Genomic DNA, 16,194 nt, shown 5'->3' on the forward strand with positions numbered 1-16,194 from the left:
AATGAGCGCGGGACGGAGGGCCGGATCAGTCCGAGCGCCGTGCCCACACGGTGACGGTCACCGAGGCCGTCACCGGGAACGGCTCCGGCAGTCCCCCGACCAGTTCGGCCAGCCGTTCGCCGGTCAGGTGGTGCCCCGACGGTCCCATCCCGGCCAGCCGGCCCAGTGCCGGACGGTCGAGTTCCAGGGTGAACTGCACGTCGGCGCGGTCGACCCGCTCGAACCCGCCGGACAACGCCGCCCCGAGCCGCTCGGTCTTGCGTTCGTCCACCTGGACCATCCCCGGCAGCGTCACCAGCTCGCGCAGGTGCGCCGGGGTGGGAGCCGCGACGACGAGCACACCGCCGGGGGCGAGAACGCGATGCGTCTCGGCGGCGTTGCGGGGCGCGAAGACGGACAGCACGTGGGTGAGGACGCCGCTGCGGATCGGTAGTTGCCGCCACACGTCGGCGAGCACGGCCCCGACGCGGGGGTGGCTGCGGGCGATGCGCCGGACCGCGGGTTTGGACACGTCGAGCCCGACGCCGCGGCTGTCCGGCAGCGCGTCGAGCACCGCTGCAAGGTACCTTCCGGTGCCCGCACCCACTTCGAGAACGCGGGCACCGTCGTCGCCGGCGGGGTGCTCGGCACAGGCCCGGGCGACGGCGCCGAGCAGCGGATCGAAGTGTCCGGCGTCGAGGAAGTCCGCGCGCGCGGCGATCATCTCGGCGGTGTCGCCGGTGAATCGCGTCGCGGCCCCGGTCAGGAGGCTGACATAGCCCTGTCGCGCGACGTCGAAGCTGTGCCCGGCCTCGCACAGCAGGACGCCCTCGTCGAGGTCGAGCCCACGCTCGCACTGGGGGCAGGCGAGCAGGTCGGTCACCGCATCGAGCACGGGCAGTCCTTCCGAGAAACACAGAGCACCGGAGTACGAACAGCAACGGGCCCCGCGCACCGTGGCGCGCGGGGCCCGGGGGAACCGGCGAATCGTCGCCGGCTGCCGACACCTAGCTGGTGACGCCCTTGAGCTCTTCGCCGAGCGCTGCAGCTTCCTCCGGCGTGAGTTCGACGACCAGACGTCCGCCACCCTCGAGTGGAACCCTCATGACGATTCCTCGTCCCTCTTTGGTTGCTTCGAGGGGACCGTCCCCGGTCCGGGGCTTCATGGCCGCCATCCTCTGCTCCCTCCAAATCTGCGCTCGACTCTTGCGCGCGTGGGTTACCGTGGGGGCCTCGCCGGAAATCGACGAGGCTCGCGACATCATTCTTCCCTATCCGGCCGACCGCCGGGTAGCTGACTCCGCCCTAATGTCGCCGGAACCTGATCGAACGTCCGTATCGACCCAGCACTCGGCGAGATGGTCGTCGACCATCCCGGTGGCCTGCATGAGCGCATACGCCGTGGTAGGACCGACGAACGCGAAGCCGCGCCGCTTCAGTTCCCGGGCCATCGCCGTGGACTCCGGGGTCACCGCCGGTACCTCCGCCACCGAGCGGAGACGCCGGGCGCGCCGCGCCGGCGCGAACGACCACAGCAACGTGTCGAGGTCCGTCTCCCGCAGGTCGAGCACCGCCCGGGCGTTGCCGATCACCGCCTCGATCTTGCGCCGGTTCCGGACGATGCCGGCGTCGCCGAGCAGGCGGTCGACGTCCGCGGCGGTGTAGCCGGCGACCACGTCGACGTCGAAACCCGCGAACGCCGATCGGAATGCCTCCCGCTTCCGCAGGATCGTCAGCCACGACAACCCCGACTGGAACGCCTCGAGGGCCAGGCGCTCGAACAACTCGTCGCGCCCGTGCAACTCGCGGCCCCACTCCTCGTCGTGGTAGTCCCGGTACAGCGTGGACCCCGGCGGATCCACCGCCCACGGGCACCGCACCCGATCCTCACCCATCGTCACTCCCCCCTGTCCGACGGTCCGGCGCGGCCTCCGCCGCGACGGATGCCCCGGTCCGGCCGCTGTCCGCCTCGTCGCCGCCCGGAGTGACCCCACCGGTGTTGTCGTATTCGGTGTTCTCGTACTCGGTGTTCTCGAACTCGGTGTTGTCGTATCCGGTGTTCTCGTACTCGGCGAGCCGGGCCCGCAGATCGTCGATCTCGTGCGCGAGCCGGTCGAGCGCCCAGTCCACCTCGGCGGTCTTGTAGCCCCGCAGCACCTGCTGGAAACGCAGCTCGCGGACGTCCGCGCCGGTCACGTCGGTGACCGGAAGCGCCGTCGCCGTGGCGCCCGGCGGGATCGGCGCCAGGGTCTCCCCCCGACCGAACACCGCGCTCGCCACGAGGAACAGCACCGCGCCGACGACCACCACGACGAGCAGGTAGAGCAGAACCGTCAGCATGTACCGATCTTGGCACGGCCCCCCGACACGACGGGGTGTCAGGTGACGGTGACGACCGGGGGCCGGTCCACCAGGCTGACCTCCGTGGTGACGGGGACGAACCCGTCGCCGTCCACCAGGAACTGGGTCAGGCCCGCTCCCGAGTCGGGGATCCCGCAACGGGCCAGCATGGTGCCGACGATCTGCCGGCTCATCACCCCCAGCTCCCCCAGCGGCCGGTTCCGATGCTTGCGCACACCGAGGTTGACCTGGGCGATCGCGTCGATACCGAGCCGGTCGTAGGTGTCGAGCAGCAGCCCGATCTCGACGCCGTACCCGGGCGCGAACGGCACCGCCGACAGCAGTTCCCGGGTCCCGGCGTACTCACCGCCCAGGGGCTGCAGCACGCATGTCAGCTCCGGTCGCAGCGCCGCGAGCAGGGGCCGCGCCACCAGTTCGGTGACCCGTCCGCCGCCGTTGGCCTCCTCGGCGCCGCTGACCCGGAGCGGGCGACGGTAATAGCCCTTGACCAGGTGGATGCCGTCGCCGGTGAGCAGTGGCCCGAGCAGCTTCGGGACGAACGCCGGGTCGGGCTCGAGCAGATCCGAATCGACGAACGCGATGAGGTCACCGGTGGTGGCCGCGACGGACCGCCACAGCACCTCGCCCTTGCCGGGCACCGGGGCGAGGCCCGGGACCGCCTCCTCCCGCGAGAGCACCCGCGCACCGGCACTGCGGGCTCGCTCCGCCGTGCGGTCGGTGGACCCCGAGTCCAGAACGATCAGCTCGTCCACCAACCCGCCGAGGAGCGGATGGATGGTGTCCACCACCCCCGCGACGGTCGCCTCCTCGTCGAGCGCCGGCAGCACCACCGATACGGTCCGGCCGCGTTTGGCGCGTTCCAGTTCGGAAATGCTCCAGCCGGGCTCGTCCCAGCTGTTCGCCTCGGCCCAGGGCCGGGTGAACGCCCCGGCCGACGGCCCTGTCACCGCCGTGCTCATGCCAGCCCCCTGACGGTGCGCGCCGGGGGCCGGGTTCCGGCGACGGCCGCCACCATGTCCACCACGCGCCGGGTCGCCGCCACCTCGTGCACCCGGAACATCCGCGCGCCTGCTGCGGCCGCAAGTGCTGTCGCTGCCAATGTGCCCTCCAACCGGTCGGCGAGTTCCACCCCCAGAGTCTCCCCGATGAAGTCCTTGTTGCTCAGCGCCATGAGCACCGGCCACCCGGTATTTACGAGAACGTCCACGTGCCGCAACAACTCGAGGCCGTGGAAGGTGTTCTTGCCGAAATCGTGCGTCGGATCGATGAGGATGGAGTCGCCGGGCACTCCGGCCTTCGCGGCCCGCTCGGCCGCGGCGACGATCTCCCGGGTCACCTCGGCGACGACGTCGGTGTAGCGCACGCGGTGCGGCCGGGTGCGCGGGACCGCACCCCCGGTGTGCGAGCAGACGATGCCCGCGCCGAGTTCGGCGGCGACGGACACCAGTTCCGGGTCGGCACCCGCCCACGTGTCGTTGATCAGATCCGCGCCCTCGGCGAGCGCGCGTCGCGCGACGTCGCTGCGCCAGGTGTCGACGCTGACGAGCAGCCGGGGGTGCCGGGCCCGGATCGCCGCGACGAACGGCACCACCCGTCGCGTCTCCTCTGCTGCGTCGACCACCTCACCGGGGCCGGCCTTCACGCCGCCGATGTCGACGAGGTCCGCACCCTCGGCCACGGCCCGGTCCACGGCGGCCATCGCGGCCTCGTCGGTGAAGGTCGCACCCCGGTCGTAGAAGGAGTCCGGGGTGCGGTTGACGATTGCCATCACCAGGGCCCGGTCGGTGGCGACCGGGCGGCCGCAGAGGGTCGGCGAGACGGTGACGGAAGCGGTCATGGATCCATCCTGGCATGCACGCCGGGCGGCCGAATCCGAGCGGTGAACCGGAATCCGCCCTCCGCACGGCGTGGGCGGATTCCGGACGCCCGCGCGAATCGCAGGTGCGGCGACGGAACTCAGCCCGCCGGCAGCTCGCCACCGGCGACGGACTCGACGTAGCCGTCGTATGCGGGCCGGTAGCCCTCGTCCGGTCCGGTGAGCACGTACACCGGATCCTCACCGGTGTCGGTGTAGCCCTGCTTGCGCAGGTCCACCTTGCGGCTCTTGAACGTCGAGGTGTGCTCGAGTTCGTCGACGATCCGGACGAACAGCGGCACCGCGTACGACGGCAGCGCCCGGTACAGCTGCGCCGCGACTGCGGCCCCGTCGAACTCGGCGCCCTCGTGGAGCGTGACCGCGGCCATCCCGGCCCGGCCGTCGGTGCCGGGGATCTCGACCCCGTAGACCACCGCCTGCGAGATCGACTCGCTCGCCGACACGGCCGCCTCGACCTCCGTGGTGGCGACGTTCTCGCCCTTCCACCGGAAGGTGTCGCCGAGACGGTCGACGAACGCGACGTGCATGAAGCCCTGACTGCGGACGAGATCGCCGGTGTCGAACCAGGTGTCGCCGTCCTCGAAGCCGTCGCGGACCAGCTTGGACTCGCTCGCGTCCGGATCGGTGTAACCGTCGAACGGGGCGCGGTCGGTGACCTTCGCCAGCAGCAGGCCCACCTCGCCGCGCCCGACCCGGCGCAGCCGGCCGTCCGGTCCCCGCAGCGCCTTGCCGGTCTCGTGGTCGTAGTCGACCACGGCATACGGCAGTGGGCAGATTCCCGCGGTGCGCGGCTGGTTCAGGGCGTTGACGAACGCGATGTTGCACTCGCTCGCACCGTAGAACTCGGCGACGCGGGCGATGCCGAACCGCTCGGTGAACTCGGTCCAGATCTCGGCGCGCAGTCCGTTGCCGACCATCAACCGGATGCCGTGATCGCGGTCGTCGGGCGACGGCGGCTGGTTCAGCAGGTAGCGACAGATCTCGCCGATGTAGACGAACGCCGTCGCGTCGTTGCGTTTCGCGTCGGCCCAGAAGCCGGTGGCGGAGAACTTGCGGCCGAGCGCGAACGTGGCCCCGGCTGCGAGCACCGACGACAGCGACACGGTGAGCGCGTTGTTGTGGTACAGCGGCAGGCAGCAGTACAGGGTGTCGTCGCGGCGCAGCCGGACACCGAGGCTGCCCAGGCCGGACATGGACTTCAGCCAGCGGTAGTGGGTCATCCGGCTGGCCTTGGGCATGCCCGTGGTGCCCGAGGTGAAGATGAAGAAGGCGGTCTCCTTCGCCTGCAGGCGCTCGGTGACGGCGGGGTTCGCGGAGTCGGCGGCGACGGCGAGGTCGTCGAGTTCGCCGACGCGCAGCACCTTTCCGGCCGGTGGCGGCCCGTCGAGGGATTCCAGGGCCTCCTCGCACTCCTCGCCGACCACGAGGACCCGGCTGTCGAGCAGGTCGAGGCTGTGCGCGAGGACCTCCCCGCGCTGATGGTGATTGAGCATGCCGGCCGCGGCACCGAGCTTGACCGTGGCGAGCGCGACGAGCAACGCCTCCGGGCGGTTCTTCATCAACACGGCGACGACGTCGCCAGTGCGCACACCCTGCGCGGTGAGGACGGCCGCGTAGCGGTTGACCTGCGCATTGGCGTCGCCGTAGCTGAGGGCGTCGCCCTCGAAGCGCAGGAACGGCCGGTCCGGGTTCCGCTCGGCCAGGCGTTGGAACACCGACCCGATCGACTCGCGCGCCTCCGGACGCCGGGTCAGGCCCGCCGCGCCGCGCAGCAGGCTCGGTACGTCGGGCAGCATTCGCGGAAGCTGGGTGGCGAGACCCACCAGGGAGATGGTCGAACCGGACTCGGGCATGGCATCCTTCGTGGCGGTGGACAACAACTTACTGCAGAGTAAGCAACCGCGGCGCGTTGCGGAAGCCCCTCACCCGGCGCACCGGTCGAGCGCGTCCTCGACGTCCTCGGTGAGCTGCAGGTCGTCGAGGGCGCGACGATTGACGAAGCCGGTCGGCACCATCGACTCGAGCCAGTCCAGCAGTCCCCGGTAGTGCCCCACCGGATCGAGCAGCACCACCGGCTTGGTGTGCATGCCCAGGTAGCCGGCCGTCCACGTCTCGAACAGTTCCTCGAGGGTGCCGATCCCGCCGGGCAGCGCGACGAACGCGTCGGCCCGCTCCTCCATCACCTGCTTCCGCTGGCGCATCGTGTCGGTGACGATCAGCTCGTCGGCGTCGACGTCGGCGACCTCACGGTGCACCAGCGCCTTGGGGATCACGCCGACGGTGTGCCCGCCCGCGGCCCGGGTGGCCTCCGCCAGCGCGCCCATCATCGACACGTTGCCGCCGCCGGAGACCAGCTGCCAGCCGCGTCGTCCGATGGCGGTCCCCACCGCCGCCGCCAGCTCGAGGTAGGAGTCCCCGACGGGACCGGAGGCACAATAGACGCACACCGCCCGCGCCTCGACCGCGCGCTCGCCGCCGACGCCCTCGACCGGATCGAACCCGCTCACCACGACCCGCCCTCCCCGTACAGCGCCGACTCGTCCTGACCGCGATGGGCATCGACCACGATCTGCACCGCCTCCTCGACACTGTCGGTCAGATACAGCAGGTCGAGGTCGCCCGGCGAGATCCGCCCCTCGCCGATCATCGACTGCCGGATCCACTCGACCAGCCCCGCCCAGTAGTGGGTGCCGAGCAGCACGATGGGAAACCTGGTGATCTTGCGGGTCTGGACCAGCGTGAGCGCCTCGAACAGCTCGTCGAGGGTTCCGAATCCGCCGGGCAGACAGACGAATGCCTGGGAGTACTTCACGAACATCGTCTTGCGGGCGAAGAAGTAGCGGAAGTTCAGTCCGAGGTCGACCCACTCGTTGAGGGCCTGCTCGAACGGCAGTTCGATGCCGAGGCCGATCGAGAATCCCCCCGACTCGCTCGCACCGCGGTTGGCGGCCTCCATCGCCCCCGGCCCCCCACCGGTGACCACCGCATAGCCGGCCGCCGCCAAGGCGGCCCCGAGGGCGCGTCCGGTGACGTACTCGGGGTGGTCGACGGGGGTGCGGGCCGACCCGAACACCGCCACCGCGCGCGGCACCTCGGCCAGCGCCCCGAAGCCCTCGACGAACTCGCTCTGGATGCGCAGCACCCGCCACGGATCGGTGTGCACCCAGTCCGACGGACCCCGGCGATCGAGGAGCCGCTGGTCCATCGTCGTGGTCTCGGCCGCCCGGTCACGGCGCAGCTGGACGGGACCGCGGTGCACCACGTCGGCACTCGCACGGTCGCGGGATCCGGGGTCGGTGTCGCGCGCCATGCGCTCAGATTAGGGGATGCGGCACACCGCGCCTGCCGCATCCGACGCTGTGCGCGTCAGCCGGCGAGGTACCTGCGCAGCGTGTCGGCGACCTCGGTGATCTGTCCCACGGGCACGTGCTCGTCCCGGGTGTGCGCGAGGTTCGGATCGCCGGGACCGTAGTTGACCGCCGGGATCCCCAGCGCGGCGAACCGCGCGACGTCCGTCCACCCGTACTTGGCCCGGAACCGGCCGCCGGCCGCGGCGACGAGGTCCGCCGCGGTGGGGTGGGCCAGGCCGGGCAGCGCGCCGGGCGAACTGTCGGTGAGCTCGAGGGTGACGTCGAGACCGTCGAACACCTCTCGCACGTGCGCGAGCGCCTGCTCGACCGTGCGGTCGGGCGCGAACCGGAAGTTGACGTCGAGGTCCGCGGCGTCGGGCACCACGTTGCCGGCGACACCGCCGGCGATCCGCACCGCGGACAGACCCTCGCGGTAGACGCAGCCGTCGATGTCCACCGAGCGCGGTTCGTAGGCCGCGAGCCGCCCGAGCACCGGGGCCAGCCGGTGGATCGCGTTGTCTCCCAGCCAGGACCGCGCCGAATGCGCCCGCACCCCGCTCGCCGCGATCCGCACCCGCAGGGTGCCCTGGCAGCCCGCCTCGATCTGGCCGGCCGTCGGTTCGCCGAGGATCGCCACGTCCGCGTCCAGCCAGTCGCGCAGGTCCCGTTCGATGCGGCCGAGACCGTTGTGCACCGCGGCGATCTCCTCGCAGTCGTAGAACACCAGGCTCAGATCGTGCGCCGGCTCGGCGATCGTGGCGGCCAGGTGCAGGAACACCGCGTCGCCCGACTTCATGTCGGCCGTGCCGCACCCGTACAGCAACTCCCCCGCGCGCCGCGACGGCACGTTGTCCGCGATGGGCACGGTGTCGAGGTGACCGGCCAGCAACACCCGGCTCGGCCGCCCGAGGCGGGTGCGGGCGAGAACCGCGTTACCACTGCGGACGATCTCGAAACCGGTGGTCTGGGTGCGCAGCGCCTGTTCGACGGACTCGGCGATCACCGCCTCGTCCCGGGAGACACTGGGGATGTCCACCAGGGCAGCGGTCAGCTCGATCGGATCGGCATGCAGGTCCAGGTGCGGTGCAGACATGCAAGAACAATACGTGGGGCGATTTACCAGGCCGTCCGCGAGAACGACGACGCCTCGCGTACGCTTCTCGACCGTGAGTGCACAGGGAGCATCAGCAGTAGGCATCGCCAACATCGCGGCGGACGGCACCGTTCTCGACACCTGGTACCCGGCCCCCGAGCTCGGCGAATTCACCGAAACGGGCACGTCCCGGCTCGAGGGCACGGACATTCCCTCCGACTTCGCGCTGCTCGTCGGCCCCGACGAGGCGCGGGAGGTCGAGCAGGTCGCGGTCCGCACCACGATCGCCGACCTGTCCCGGCCGCCGGCCGACACCCACGATGCCTACCTGCGGCTGCACCTGCTGTCGCACCGCCTCGTCCGGCCGCACGGCACCAACCTCGACGGTGTGTTCGGCCTGCTCGCCAATGTCGTGTGGACCAACTACGGCCCGTGCGCCGTGGACAACTTCGAACTGGTGCGTTCGCGCCTGCGTATCCGGGGGCCCGTGGCCGTGTACGGCGTCGACAAGTTCCCCCGCATGGTCGACTACGTCGTGCCGTCCGGGGTGCGCATCGCCGACGCCGACCGTGTCCGTCTCGGCGCGCACCTCGCTTCCGGCACCACCGTCATGCACGAGGGCTTCGTCAACTTCAACGCGGGCACCCTCGGCAACTCGATGGTCGAGGGCCGCATCTCCGCCGGGGTCGTCGTCGACGACGGCTCCGACATCGGTGGGGGTGCGTCGATCATGGGCACCCTGTCCGGCGGCGGCAAGGAGGTCATCTCCATCGGCAAGCGATGCCTGCTCGGCGCCAATGCCGGTGTGGGCATCTCCCTCGGCGACGACTGCATCGTCGAGGCCGGCCTGTACGTCACCGCCGGCACCAAGGTCACCGGTCCCGACGGCACCGTCGTCAAGGCCAAGGACCTCAACGGCCGTTCCAACCTGATGCTGCGCCGCAACTCGGTCAGCGGCGCCGTCGAGGTGGTCCCCACCAAGGGCACCGGCGTCGAACTGAATGCGGCGCTGCACGCCAACGACTGAGTCAGAGAAACCGATCGTGTCGAAAACCGAGCACACCCTCACCGAAGCCGACCACCTCGAGCACGGACTCAAGGTCCGGCACCTGACGATGATGGGACTCGGTTCCGCGATCGGCGCAGGCCTGTTCCTCGGGTCCGGCGTCGGCATCGCCGCCGCCGGGCCCGCGGTGATCGTCTCCTACGTCCTCGCCGGCATCATGATCGTCTTCGTGATGCGCATGCTCGGCGAGATGGGGGCGGCTCTTCCGGCCAGCGGATCCTTCTCCCACTACGCCCGCATCGGCATCGGCGAATGGGCCGGGTTCACGATGGGCTGGCTCTACTGGTTCATGCTGATCATGGTCCTGGGCGTGGAGATCACCGGCGCCTCGGCGATCGTGAGCAGCTGGCTGCCGGGTGTGCCGCAATGGGTCGTGGCCCTGGTGTTCGTCACGTTCTTCGCGGTGGTGAACCTCGCGAAGGTTGCCAACTTCGGCGAGTTCGAGTTCTGGTTCGCGGCGCTGAAGGTCGCGGTCATCATCGCCTTCCTCGTCATCGGAGTGCTGCTGGTGTTCGGCCTGCTGCCGGACACCGAGCCGGTGGGGCTGACCCACCTGCTCGGCGACGGCGACGGATTCGCACCCAACGGCCTCGCCGGCATCGCCGCCGGCCTGCTGGCCGTCGCCTTCGCCTTCGGCGGCATCGAGATCGTCACCATCGCCGCGGCCGAGTCGCGCGACCCCGAGCGGTCCATCGCGACCGCGGTGCGCACCGTCGTATGGCGTATCAGCCTGTTCTACCTCGGCTCGATCTCGATCATGGTGCTGGTGCTGCCGTGGACGTCCGCGAGCGGTGAGACCTCGCCGTTCGTCAGTGTCCTCGACATCGCCGGCCTCCCCTACGTGTCGGGTTTCATGGAGCTCGTCGTGGTGATCGCCCTGCTGTCGGCCTTCAACGCCAACGTCTACGGCACCTCACGCATGGCCTACTCCCTCGCCCGGGGCGGCGACGGTCCGACCGTGCTCGCGAAGCTCTCCCGCACGGGCGTCCCCCGCAACGCCGTGCTGCTGTCCGTGTTCTTCGGATTCGTCTCGGTCCTGCTGAACTGGTGGCTGCCCGAGGACATCCTCGGCATCCTGCTCAACGCGGTCGGCTCCGCCCTGCTGGCGATCTGGATCTTCGTCGTCGTCTCCCACCTGCGGCTGCGGCCGACCCTGGAACAGGAGGGCCGCCTCACCGTCCGGATGTGGGCGTTCCCCTACCTGAGCTGGCTCACCCTCGGCATGCTCGGCGCGTTCATCGTGCTCATGTTGTTCGATCCCGCCGCCCGGATCCAGCTCGCCTCGACGGCTGTGCTGTTCCTGTTCATCGCCGCGGTGTCGCAACTGTGGCAGCGCCGCGCCCGCGCGAGAGTGCAGTAGTCCGGGTTCCCGCCGGCGACCTTCAGCGCTCGCCCCGGTCGGCGAGCGCGTTGACGAAGACGTTCGCGATGTCCGCGGGGTCGCGCGCGACGTAGCTCGAGCCGCTGGTCACCCGGGAGATCTCGGCGAGGGTCCGCGCGTCCGCGTCCTCCGTGATGCCGATCGTCACGACGATCACCGGCCGCGCCGGATCCTGCTCACGCGCGAGGATGTCGAGGAGCTGCGCCTCGGTGATGCTGTCGGGGTCCTCGTTCGCGCCGTCGGTGAGGACGATGACGCTGTTGACCGCGCGCGGGTCGTAGCTCCGCTGGACGGCACGGAACGCCGCGAGGGTCGTGTCGTACAGGCCGGTGCCGCCGCCGACCAGACCGGGCACCTTCTCCGCCTGGGCCGCCATCACCTCCCGCTGGGTGCGCCCGTCGACATCGGTGTCGTACCGCCGGATCGGCACCAGCTCGACGTAGTCCTGGCCCTCGCCGCCGAGGTTCTGCGAGAAGGCCCACAGTCCCGCCGAGACGCTGTCGGGGAACATCGCATTGCCCGCGAGGGCGGCCCGCACCGTCAGGTCCATGCGGGTGCCGTCACCGGCCGGGAACTGCATCGAACCGGACACGTCGATCGCGACGAGCGTGCGGATCGGCAGTGCCATCAACGACCAGGCGCCGAGCGCCTCCTCCGCCATCGCCTCGTCCCGCAGCGACAGCAGCGGCACACCCCCGATGCCGCGCCCTTCGGGCAGCGGCTCGCCGTCGGGTCCGCGGAATCCCTCGTCGTGCAGCACCTCGAGGGCGTCCTCCGTGCCCAGCACGTCGACCAGCACCCGCGCGGCGTCCGTCGCGCGATGGTGCCGGTCGGGGACGGGCGACGTCACCACCACCGGGTATTCCAGCAGGATGCTGCCGTTCGCCGGTACCCGGCTCTCGAGAGCGGACTCGTTCGCCTCCGAGAACGCCAGCACCTGCTGCTCGGTGGAGATTCCGACAGCGTCGTCGGCACCGGCCGCGGCCAGTAGGTCCGCACCGCTGGGTGCCTCCTCGGTGCGAATGCTCTCCTGCTGAGCCAGCGGCACCATCGCGGTCCGCACCGTGCCGACCGCGACGGGGTCGTCCTGGGTCTCCGCCAGGGCCGCCCGGATCGGGGCGGCGGCCACCCCGGTGCGGAGCGGATTGCCCAGCACCAGATCGGGAATCGCCAGGGCGGCCCGCCAGGTGGGCACCTCCGGAACCTGCCCGGGCGGTCCCACCAGGACCGCGGGGGTGCTCGCGACCGCGCCCGCGATCATCTGTACCGGCCCGGCGGCAGTCGGTGCCGCACGGCTCGCCCACCAGCGGGCGTCCGGAATCCACAGGTCGGGCGCGTCGATTCCCTTGCCGAGCAACCCGGCGACGTCACCCGGTTCGGCGGCGTCGACCGTGAACTCGTAGCACCGCGTGTCCGCGCCCCCCGACAGAACGGAACTCACAGCCGGTTCGATGCTCGGGGCGACGGCGAGGCTGTACTGCTCGACGGTGTCGCATCCGCCGGCCAGGGCACGGACCACGCCGACACCGGCCGCCGCGAACGCCACGACCGCCACCCCGACGAGTACGACTACCCGGGTCGATCGGCCGTCACGTGTCTTCCGCGCACTGTGGCGGCCTCCTGCCATCTGGTCCTCCCCTGCCGGTGCCGGGCCGCGCGGCACACACCGTCGTCATGATCTGCGCCACATCGTAACGGTCCGGTCTCACGTGCCGTCCCGAGGTGGGCCGCCGGTTTCCGCGCCGGCCTGGAGCCGTCGCGCGACCAGGGCGGCGTGCAGATGCCGCAGCCCGGAGGGGACGGTCGGGTCGAAGCCGGTGAGCTGCGCGACGCGCTTGAGCCGGTAGTCCACGGTGTTGGCGTGCACGTGCAGGCTCCGGGCGGTGCGCTGGCGGCTCAGTTCGTGGGCGATGTGGGTTTCGAGGGTCTCCACCAGCTCGGGCGCGTGGGTCAGCGGATCGAGCACCCGCACGAGATGCTCGCGGGCCGGCCCGGGGCGGGTCAGCTGGTATTCGAATGCCAGGTCCTGCATCCGGTACACGCCTGCGGGCCGGCGCAGGTGACCGACCAGTTCGAGCAGTTCGTGTGCCTGGTGGGCCGCGGCGGGAATACCCGGGACGTCCGACTCGACGAGCGACATCGTCACCGGCACCCCGGCGGCACGGGCGACCCGCTCGTAGAGCACGGTGCGGATGTGCTCGTCCGGGGTGTCGCCGAGCAGCACGGTGCCGCCCTCGGGTCCGAGCATGGTCAGCTGCCGGCCGTCGCACACCCGGTCCAGTTCGGTCTCGAGCCGCCGCAGGGTGCGCCGGGCGACGACCTCCGGCCGCACGTGCGGGTTGCGCTCGTCCGGATGCCGGTCGAGCCGCACCCCGAGCACCGTGTACCGCTCGGCCAGCTCGAGCCCGCACCGGCGCGCGACGGCGGCGGCGTCCTGCCCGCCGAGCAGGGCGGTCACGAGTTCCTGGGCCGCGACGTCGCGGTTGCGGCGCATCGCCTCGAGCTCGGCGACGAACCCGGTCGTCGCGGCGACGGTGACGTGTTCGAGCAGCGCCATCCACAGCCGCGACGCGGTCGCGACCGATTCGACGTCGCCCTCCCGGGCCCGGGCGGTGACGAGTTCCCAGCCGAGCCGGATGCCCTCGTGGTAGATCCGCAGCATGTATTCCAGCCGGAATCCCGCGCGCGCCCACTGGGCGGCGCTGCTGCGCAGCTCCGACAGATCGGAGTCGGTCGGCAGCTCGCCCGTGTCGAGCACCTGGATCGCCAGGCGCAGGCACCGGACGGTGATCTCCGTGACGTCGCCGCGCAGGGTGTCGCCCGGCTCCAGGGAACACGGCGCGACGTTGTCCGCGAAGTGCGCGACCAGTTTGCGGGCGACCGCGCGCAGGTCGCGCAGCGGGACCGAGGCGGGCCTTCCGTCGACGACGAACGCCACCCCGGGCCTGGAACCGAATTCGGACACCGACATTCCGCGGAACCCCCCATGACTCCGGAAAGAGAACGATCTTACTCTGCCGTAGGAAGGTACGTGCCCTGCGCGAATCGGACAAGGCCCGCGGCGACGTGGCTCACACTCGGAGCCGTCGCCGGGGGTGCGGTCAGGTCAGCAGCTGCTTCTTCTGGACCTTGCCCATCGCGTTGCGCGGGAGGGTGTCCACCACGCGCACCTCGCGCGGGCGCTTGTGCACGGAGAGCTGACGGGCCACGAGCTCGATCAGCGCGGCCGGGTCGACGGCCGGGCCGCCCGGTGCGGGCACCACGAACGCGACGATGCGCTGGCCCAGATCGTCGTCGGGGACTCCCACCACCGCGACCTCCCGCACGGACGGATCGCCGAGCAGCACGGTTTCGATCTCGCCGGCCCCGACCCGGAACCCGCCGGACTTGATCAGGTCCGTCGACTCGCGGCCGACGATGCGGTGGAACCCACCTGCGTCGATCGCCGCGACATCACCGGTGACGAACCACCCGTCCGGGGTCCAGGCCGCGGCTGTGGCGTCGGGACGGTTCAGATAGCCGTCGAACAACATCGGTCCGCGCACCTGCAGTCCGCCGATGCTCTCCCCGTCGTGGGGGACGTCGTGGCCGTGCTCGTCGCGCAGCCGGGTCTCGACACCGCGCACCGGGGTACCCACCCATCCGGGACGGCGCTCCCCGTCGGTCCGGGTGCTCAGCGTCAGCATCGTCTCGCTCATCCCGTACCGCTCGATCGGGGTGAGTCCCGTCAGCTCGCGCAGGCGCTCGAACACGGGGACGGGCAGCGGCGCACTGCCGGACACGAGCAGCCGCGCGCCGCTCAGGGCCTTCGCGGACTCCTCGTCCTCGACCACGCGCGACCACACCGTCGGCACCCCGAAGTAGAGGGTGCCGTGGGCCTCGGCGTACGCCTCCGGGGTGGGCCTGCCGGTGTGGACGAGCCGGCTGCCGACGCGCAGCGGACCGAGCACTCCGAGGATCAGGCCGTGCACGTGGAACAGGGGCAGCCCGTGCACCAGGGTGTCGCGTTCGGTCCAGTCCCATGCCTCGGCCAGGGCGTCGATTCCGGCCGCGATCGCACGGCGGCTCAGCAGCACGCCCTTCGGTGCCCCGGTGGTGCCGGAGGTGTACAGCACGAACGCCGTGCGGGACGGATCGGGTTCCGGGTGGCTGTGCCAGTCGCGGGCGTGCAGCCGCACCGGCACCACGGGCAGGCCGGGCTCGTCCGGCGCGTCCCCGAGCCACGCCTGCGCGCCCGAGTCGCGCAGGATGTGCTCGCGTTCTGCGGGACCGGAGTCCGGTGGCACCGGGACGACGGTGACCCCGGCCAGCAGGCAGCCCACGACCGCGACCACCGTGGTCGCCGTCGGCGCGGCGAGCACCGCGAGACGTTCGGCTCCGCCGATGCGGCGGGCGAGGGCGCCGGCCGCGCCGAGGATGTCGCTGCGCGAGAGCGTGTGGCCGTCGATGCGGACGGCGTCGGGCAGGTCGTCGCCGCGCGCGACGGCCAGAGGGTTGAGGGAACGAAGCAGCGAAGACACGTCGGTCAGGATCGCACAGCCGCCGAGAGGACGGCGCGGCGCGGCGGCGCCACCGTCCCGAGCACCGCACCGAGCAGCGCACCGACGAGGACGGCCACGCCGTGCCCGTCCCCGGCCGCCACCAGCACCGCGCCGGCGAGGCAGCTGCCGACGGCGGGCGCGAGCACGGCGCCGCGGGCACCGACCGCCAGCCACAGACCCGCGATCGACCCGGCGACCGCGAACGACACACCGGAGCTGCCCGCCCCGGTCGACGGGGAGACGAACGCGGTGAACAGTCCGAACAGCAGCTGGCTCACCGCGAACAACCCGATCGCCCGGCCCGGCCCCCACACCCGCACCGCGACGGTCGCGACGACGGCGAGGAGGACCAGGTTGACGAGGGTGAGGAGCACGCCGCCGTCCTGCACGAGCACCGAGGTCAGGACCCGCCACCATTCCTCCTCGGCACGGATCCGCAGCGGGTCGCGGCCGAACGTTCCGAGCAGTGACGGCACGGCCAGGCGCAGCAGCGACGGGACCGCGACGACGAGCCACAGCACCAGCGCCGTCACCGGCGGGGGGCCCA

At 71.4% G+C, this 16,194-nt stretch carries 16 protein-coding genes; 2 read left to right on the top strand and 14 right to left on the bottom strand.

The window, feature by feature from the left end; all coding sequences use genetic code 11:
• Positions 1-25: 25 nt before the first annotated feature.
• From OEY_RS0102910 to dapE, 10 genes are all read right to left on the bottom strand, one after another.
• Positions 26-874 carry a putative RNA methyltransferase gene (locus tag OEY_RS0102910; RefSeq protein ID WP_010592452.1) on the bottom strand — a complete coding sequence of 283 codons (849 nt, stop codon included), beginning with the start codon at positions 872-874 and terminating at the stop codon, positions 26-28.
• A gap of 112 nt (positions 875-986) precedes the next feature.
• Positions 987-1,154, bottom strand: coding sequence for a DUF3117 domain-containing protein (locus OEY_RS29650; RefSeq protein WP_003936084.1), 168 nt, complete (start codon positions 1,152-1,154; stop codon positions 987-989).
• Positions 1,155-1,250: 96 nt separating this feature from the next.
• Positions 1,251-1,874: a DNA-3-methyladenine glycosylase I gene (locus OEY_RS0102920; protein WP_010592453.1), complete on the bottom strand. Its 624-nt coding sequence runs from the start codon at positions 1,872-1,874 to the stop codon at positions 1,251-1,253.
• Positions 1,867-2,319, bottom strand: a complete 453-nt coding sequence (locus OEY_RS0102925; protein ID WP_010592454.1) for a DivIVA domain-containing protein — start codon at positions 2,317-2,319, stop codon at positions 1,867-1,869. The genes OEY_RS0102920 and OEY_RS0102925 overlap by 8 nt, the downstream gene beginning before the upstream one ends.
• Positions 2,320-2,357: 38 nt before the next feature.
• A complete protein-coding gene (locus OEY_RS0102930; RefSeq protein ID WP_010592455.1) occupies positions 2,358-3,299 on the bottom strand; it encodes a glucosyl-3-phosphoglycerate synthase in 942 nt (313 codons plus the stop codon).
• The gene (gene folP / locus OEY_RS0102935) at positions 3,296-4,177 is read right to left on the bottom strand and encodes a dihydropteroate synthase (RefSeq protein WP_010592456.1); all 882 of its coding nucleotides are present in this window, start codon (positions 4,175-4,177) and stop codon (positions 3,296-3,298) included. Before folP ends, OEY_RS0102930 begins: the two co-directional genes overlap by 4 nt.
• Positions 4,178-4,296: 119 nt before the next feature.
• On the bottom strand, positions 4,297-6,069 hold the full coding sequence (locus tag OEY_RS0102940) for a long-chain-acyl-CoA synthetase (protein ID WP_010592457.1): 1,773 nt from the start codon (positions 6,067-6,069) through the stop codon (positions 4,297-4,299).
• Between the two features lie 69 nt (positions 6,070-6,138).
• A complete protein-coding gene (locus OEY_RS0102945) occupies positions 6,139-6,726 on the bottom strand; it encodes a TIGR00730 family Rossman fold protein (protein ID WP_010592458.1) in 588 nt (195 codons plus the stop codon).
• Positions 6,720-7,526, bottom strand: a complete 807-nt coding sequence (locus tag OEY_RS0102950; RefSeq protein ID WP_010592459.1) for a TIGR00730 family Rossman fold protein — start codon at positions 7,524-7,526, stop codon at positions 6,720-6,722. Before OEY_RS0102950 ends, OEY_RS0102945 begins: the two co-directional genes overlap by 7 nt.
• Before the next feature lie 56 nt (positions 7,527-7,582).
• Positions 7,583-8,659 carry a succinyl-diaminopimelate desuccinylase gene (gene dapE, locus OEY_RS0102955; protein WP_010592460.1) on the bottom strand — a complete coding sequence of 359 codons (1,077 nt, stop codon included), beginning with the start codon at positions 8,657-8,659 and terminating at the stop codon, positions 7,583-7,585.
• Positions 8,660-8,732: 73 nt separating this feature from the next.
• Here dapE and dapD point away from each other — a divergent pair, with 73 nt between their 5' ends.
• Positions 8,733-9,686, top strand: coding sequence for a 2,3,4,5-tetrahydropyridine-2,6-dicarboxylate N-succinyltransferase (gene dapD / locus OEY_RS0102960; protein WP_010592461.1), 954 nt, complete (start codon positions 8,733-8,735; stop codon positions 9,684-9,686).
• Between the two features lie 16 nt (positions 9,687-9,702).
• Entirely contained in the window at positions 9,703-11,085 is a 1,383-nt protein-coding gene (locus OEY_RS0102965) for an amino acid permease (protein ID WP_010592462.1), read from the top strand.
• 22 nt (positions 11,086-11,107) lie between these two features.
• Here the strand turns inward: OEY_RS0102965 and OEY_RS0102970 are convergent, their stop codons facing one another.
• The 4 genes from OEY_RS0102970 to OEY_RS27965 all read right to left on the bottom strand — a co-directional run.
• Positions 11,108-12,661, bottom strand: coding sequence for a substrate-binding domain-containing protein (locus OEY_RS0102970; protein ID WP_010592463.1), 1,554 nt, complete (start codon positions 12,659-12,661; stop codon positions 11,108-11,110).
• Positions 12,662-12,811: 150 nt separating this feature from the next.
• A complete protein-coding gene (locus OEY_RS0102975; RefSeq protein ID WP_010592464.1) occupies positions 12,812-14,077 on the bottom strand; it encodes a PucR family transcriptional regulator in 1,266 nt (421 codons plus the stop codon).
• 130 nt (positions 14,078-14,207) lie between these two features.
• A complete protein-coding gene (locus OEY_RS0102980; RefSeq protein WP_010592465.1) occupies positions 14,208-15,626 on the bottom strand; it encodes an acyl-CoA synthetase in 1,419 nt (472 codons plus the stop codon).
• Between the two features lie 5 nt (positions 15,627-15,631).
• Positions 15,632-16,194: rhomboid family intramembrane serine protease (locus OEY_RS27965; protein WP_010592466.1), on the bottom strand; the 563-nt coding region annotated here is incomplete at its 5' end.

It is taken from the genome of Rhodococcus sp. P14 (assembly GCF_000256505.1).
Classification (GTDB): Bacteria; Actinomycetota; Actinomycetes; order Mycobacteriales; family Mycobacteriaceae; genus Rhodococcus; species Rhodococcus ruber.

What these genes read in the sequence shown, in the direction of transcription:
- OEY_RS0102940 (WP_010592457.1), bottom strand. Translation starts at nt 6,069, where the DNA reads ATGCCCGAGTCCGGTTCGACCATCTCCCTGGTGGGTCTCGCCACCCAG.
- OEY_RS0102925 (WP_010592454.1), bottom strand. Translation starts at nt 2,319, where the DNA reads ATGCTGACGGTTCTGCTCTACCTGCTCGTCGTGGTGGTCGTCGGCGCG.
- dapE (WP_010592460.1), bottom strand. Translation starts at nt 8,659, where the DNA reads ATGTCTGCACCGCACCTGGACCTGCATGCCGATCCGATCGAGCTGACC.
- OEY_RS0102975 (WP_010592464.1), bottom strand. Translation starts at nt 14,077, where the DNA reads ATGTCGGTGTCCGAATTCGGTTCCAGGCCCGGGGTGGCGTTCGTCGTC.
- OEY_RS0102920 (WP_010592453.1), bottom strand. Translation starts at nt 1,874, where the DNA reads ATGGGTGAGGATCGGGTGCGGTGCCCGTGGGCGGTGGATCCGCCGGGG.
- folP (WP_010592456.1), bottom strand. Translation starts at nt 4,177, where the DNA reads ATGACCGCTTCCGTCACCGTCTCGCCGACCCTCTGCGGCCGCCCGGTC.
- OEY_RS29650 (WP_003936084.1), bottom strand. Translation starts at nt 1,154, where the DNA reads ATGGCGGCCATGAAGCCCCGGACCGGGGACGGTCCCCTCGAAGCAACC.
- OEY_RS0102950 (WP_010592459.1), bottom strand. Translation starts at nt 7,526, where the DNA reads ATGGCGCGCGACACCGACCCCGGATCCCGCGACCGTGCGAGTGCCGAC.
- OEY_RS0102930 (WP_010592455.1), bottom strand. Translation starts at nt 3,299, where the DNA reads ATGAGCACGGCGGTGACAGGGCCGTCGGCCGGGGCGTTCACCCGGCCC.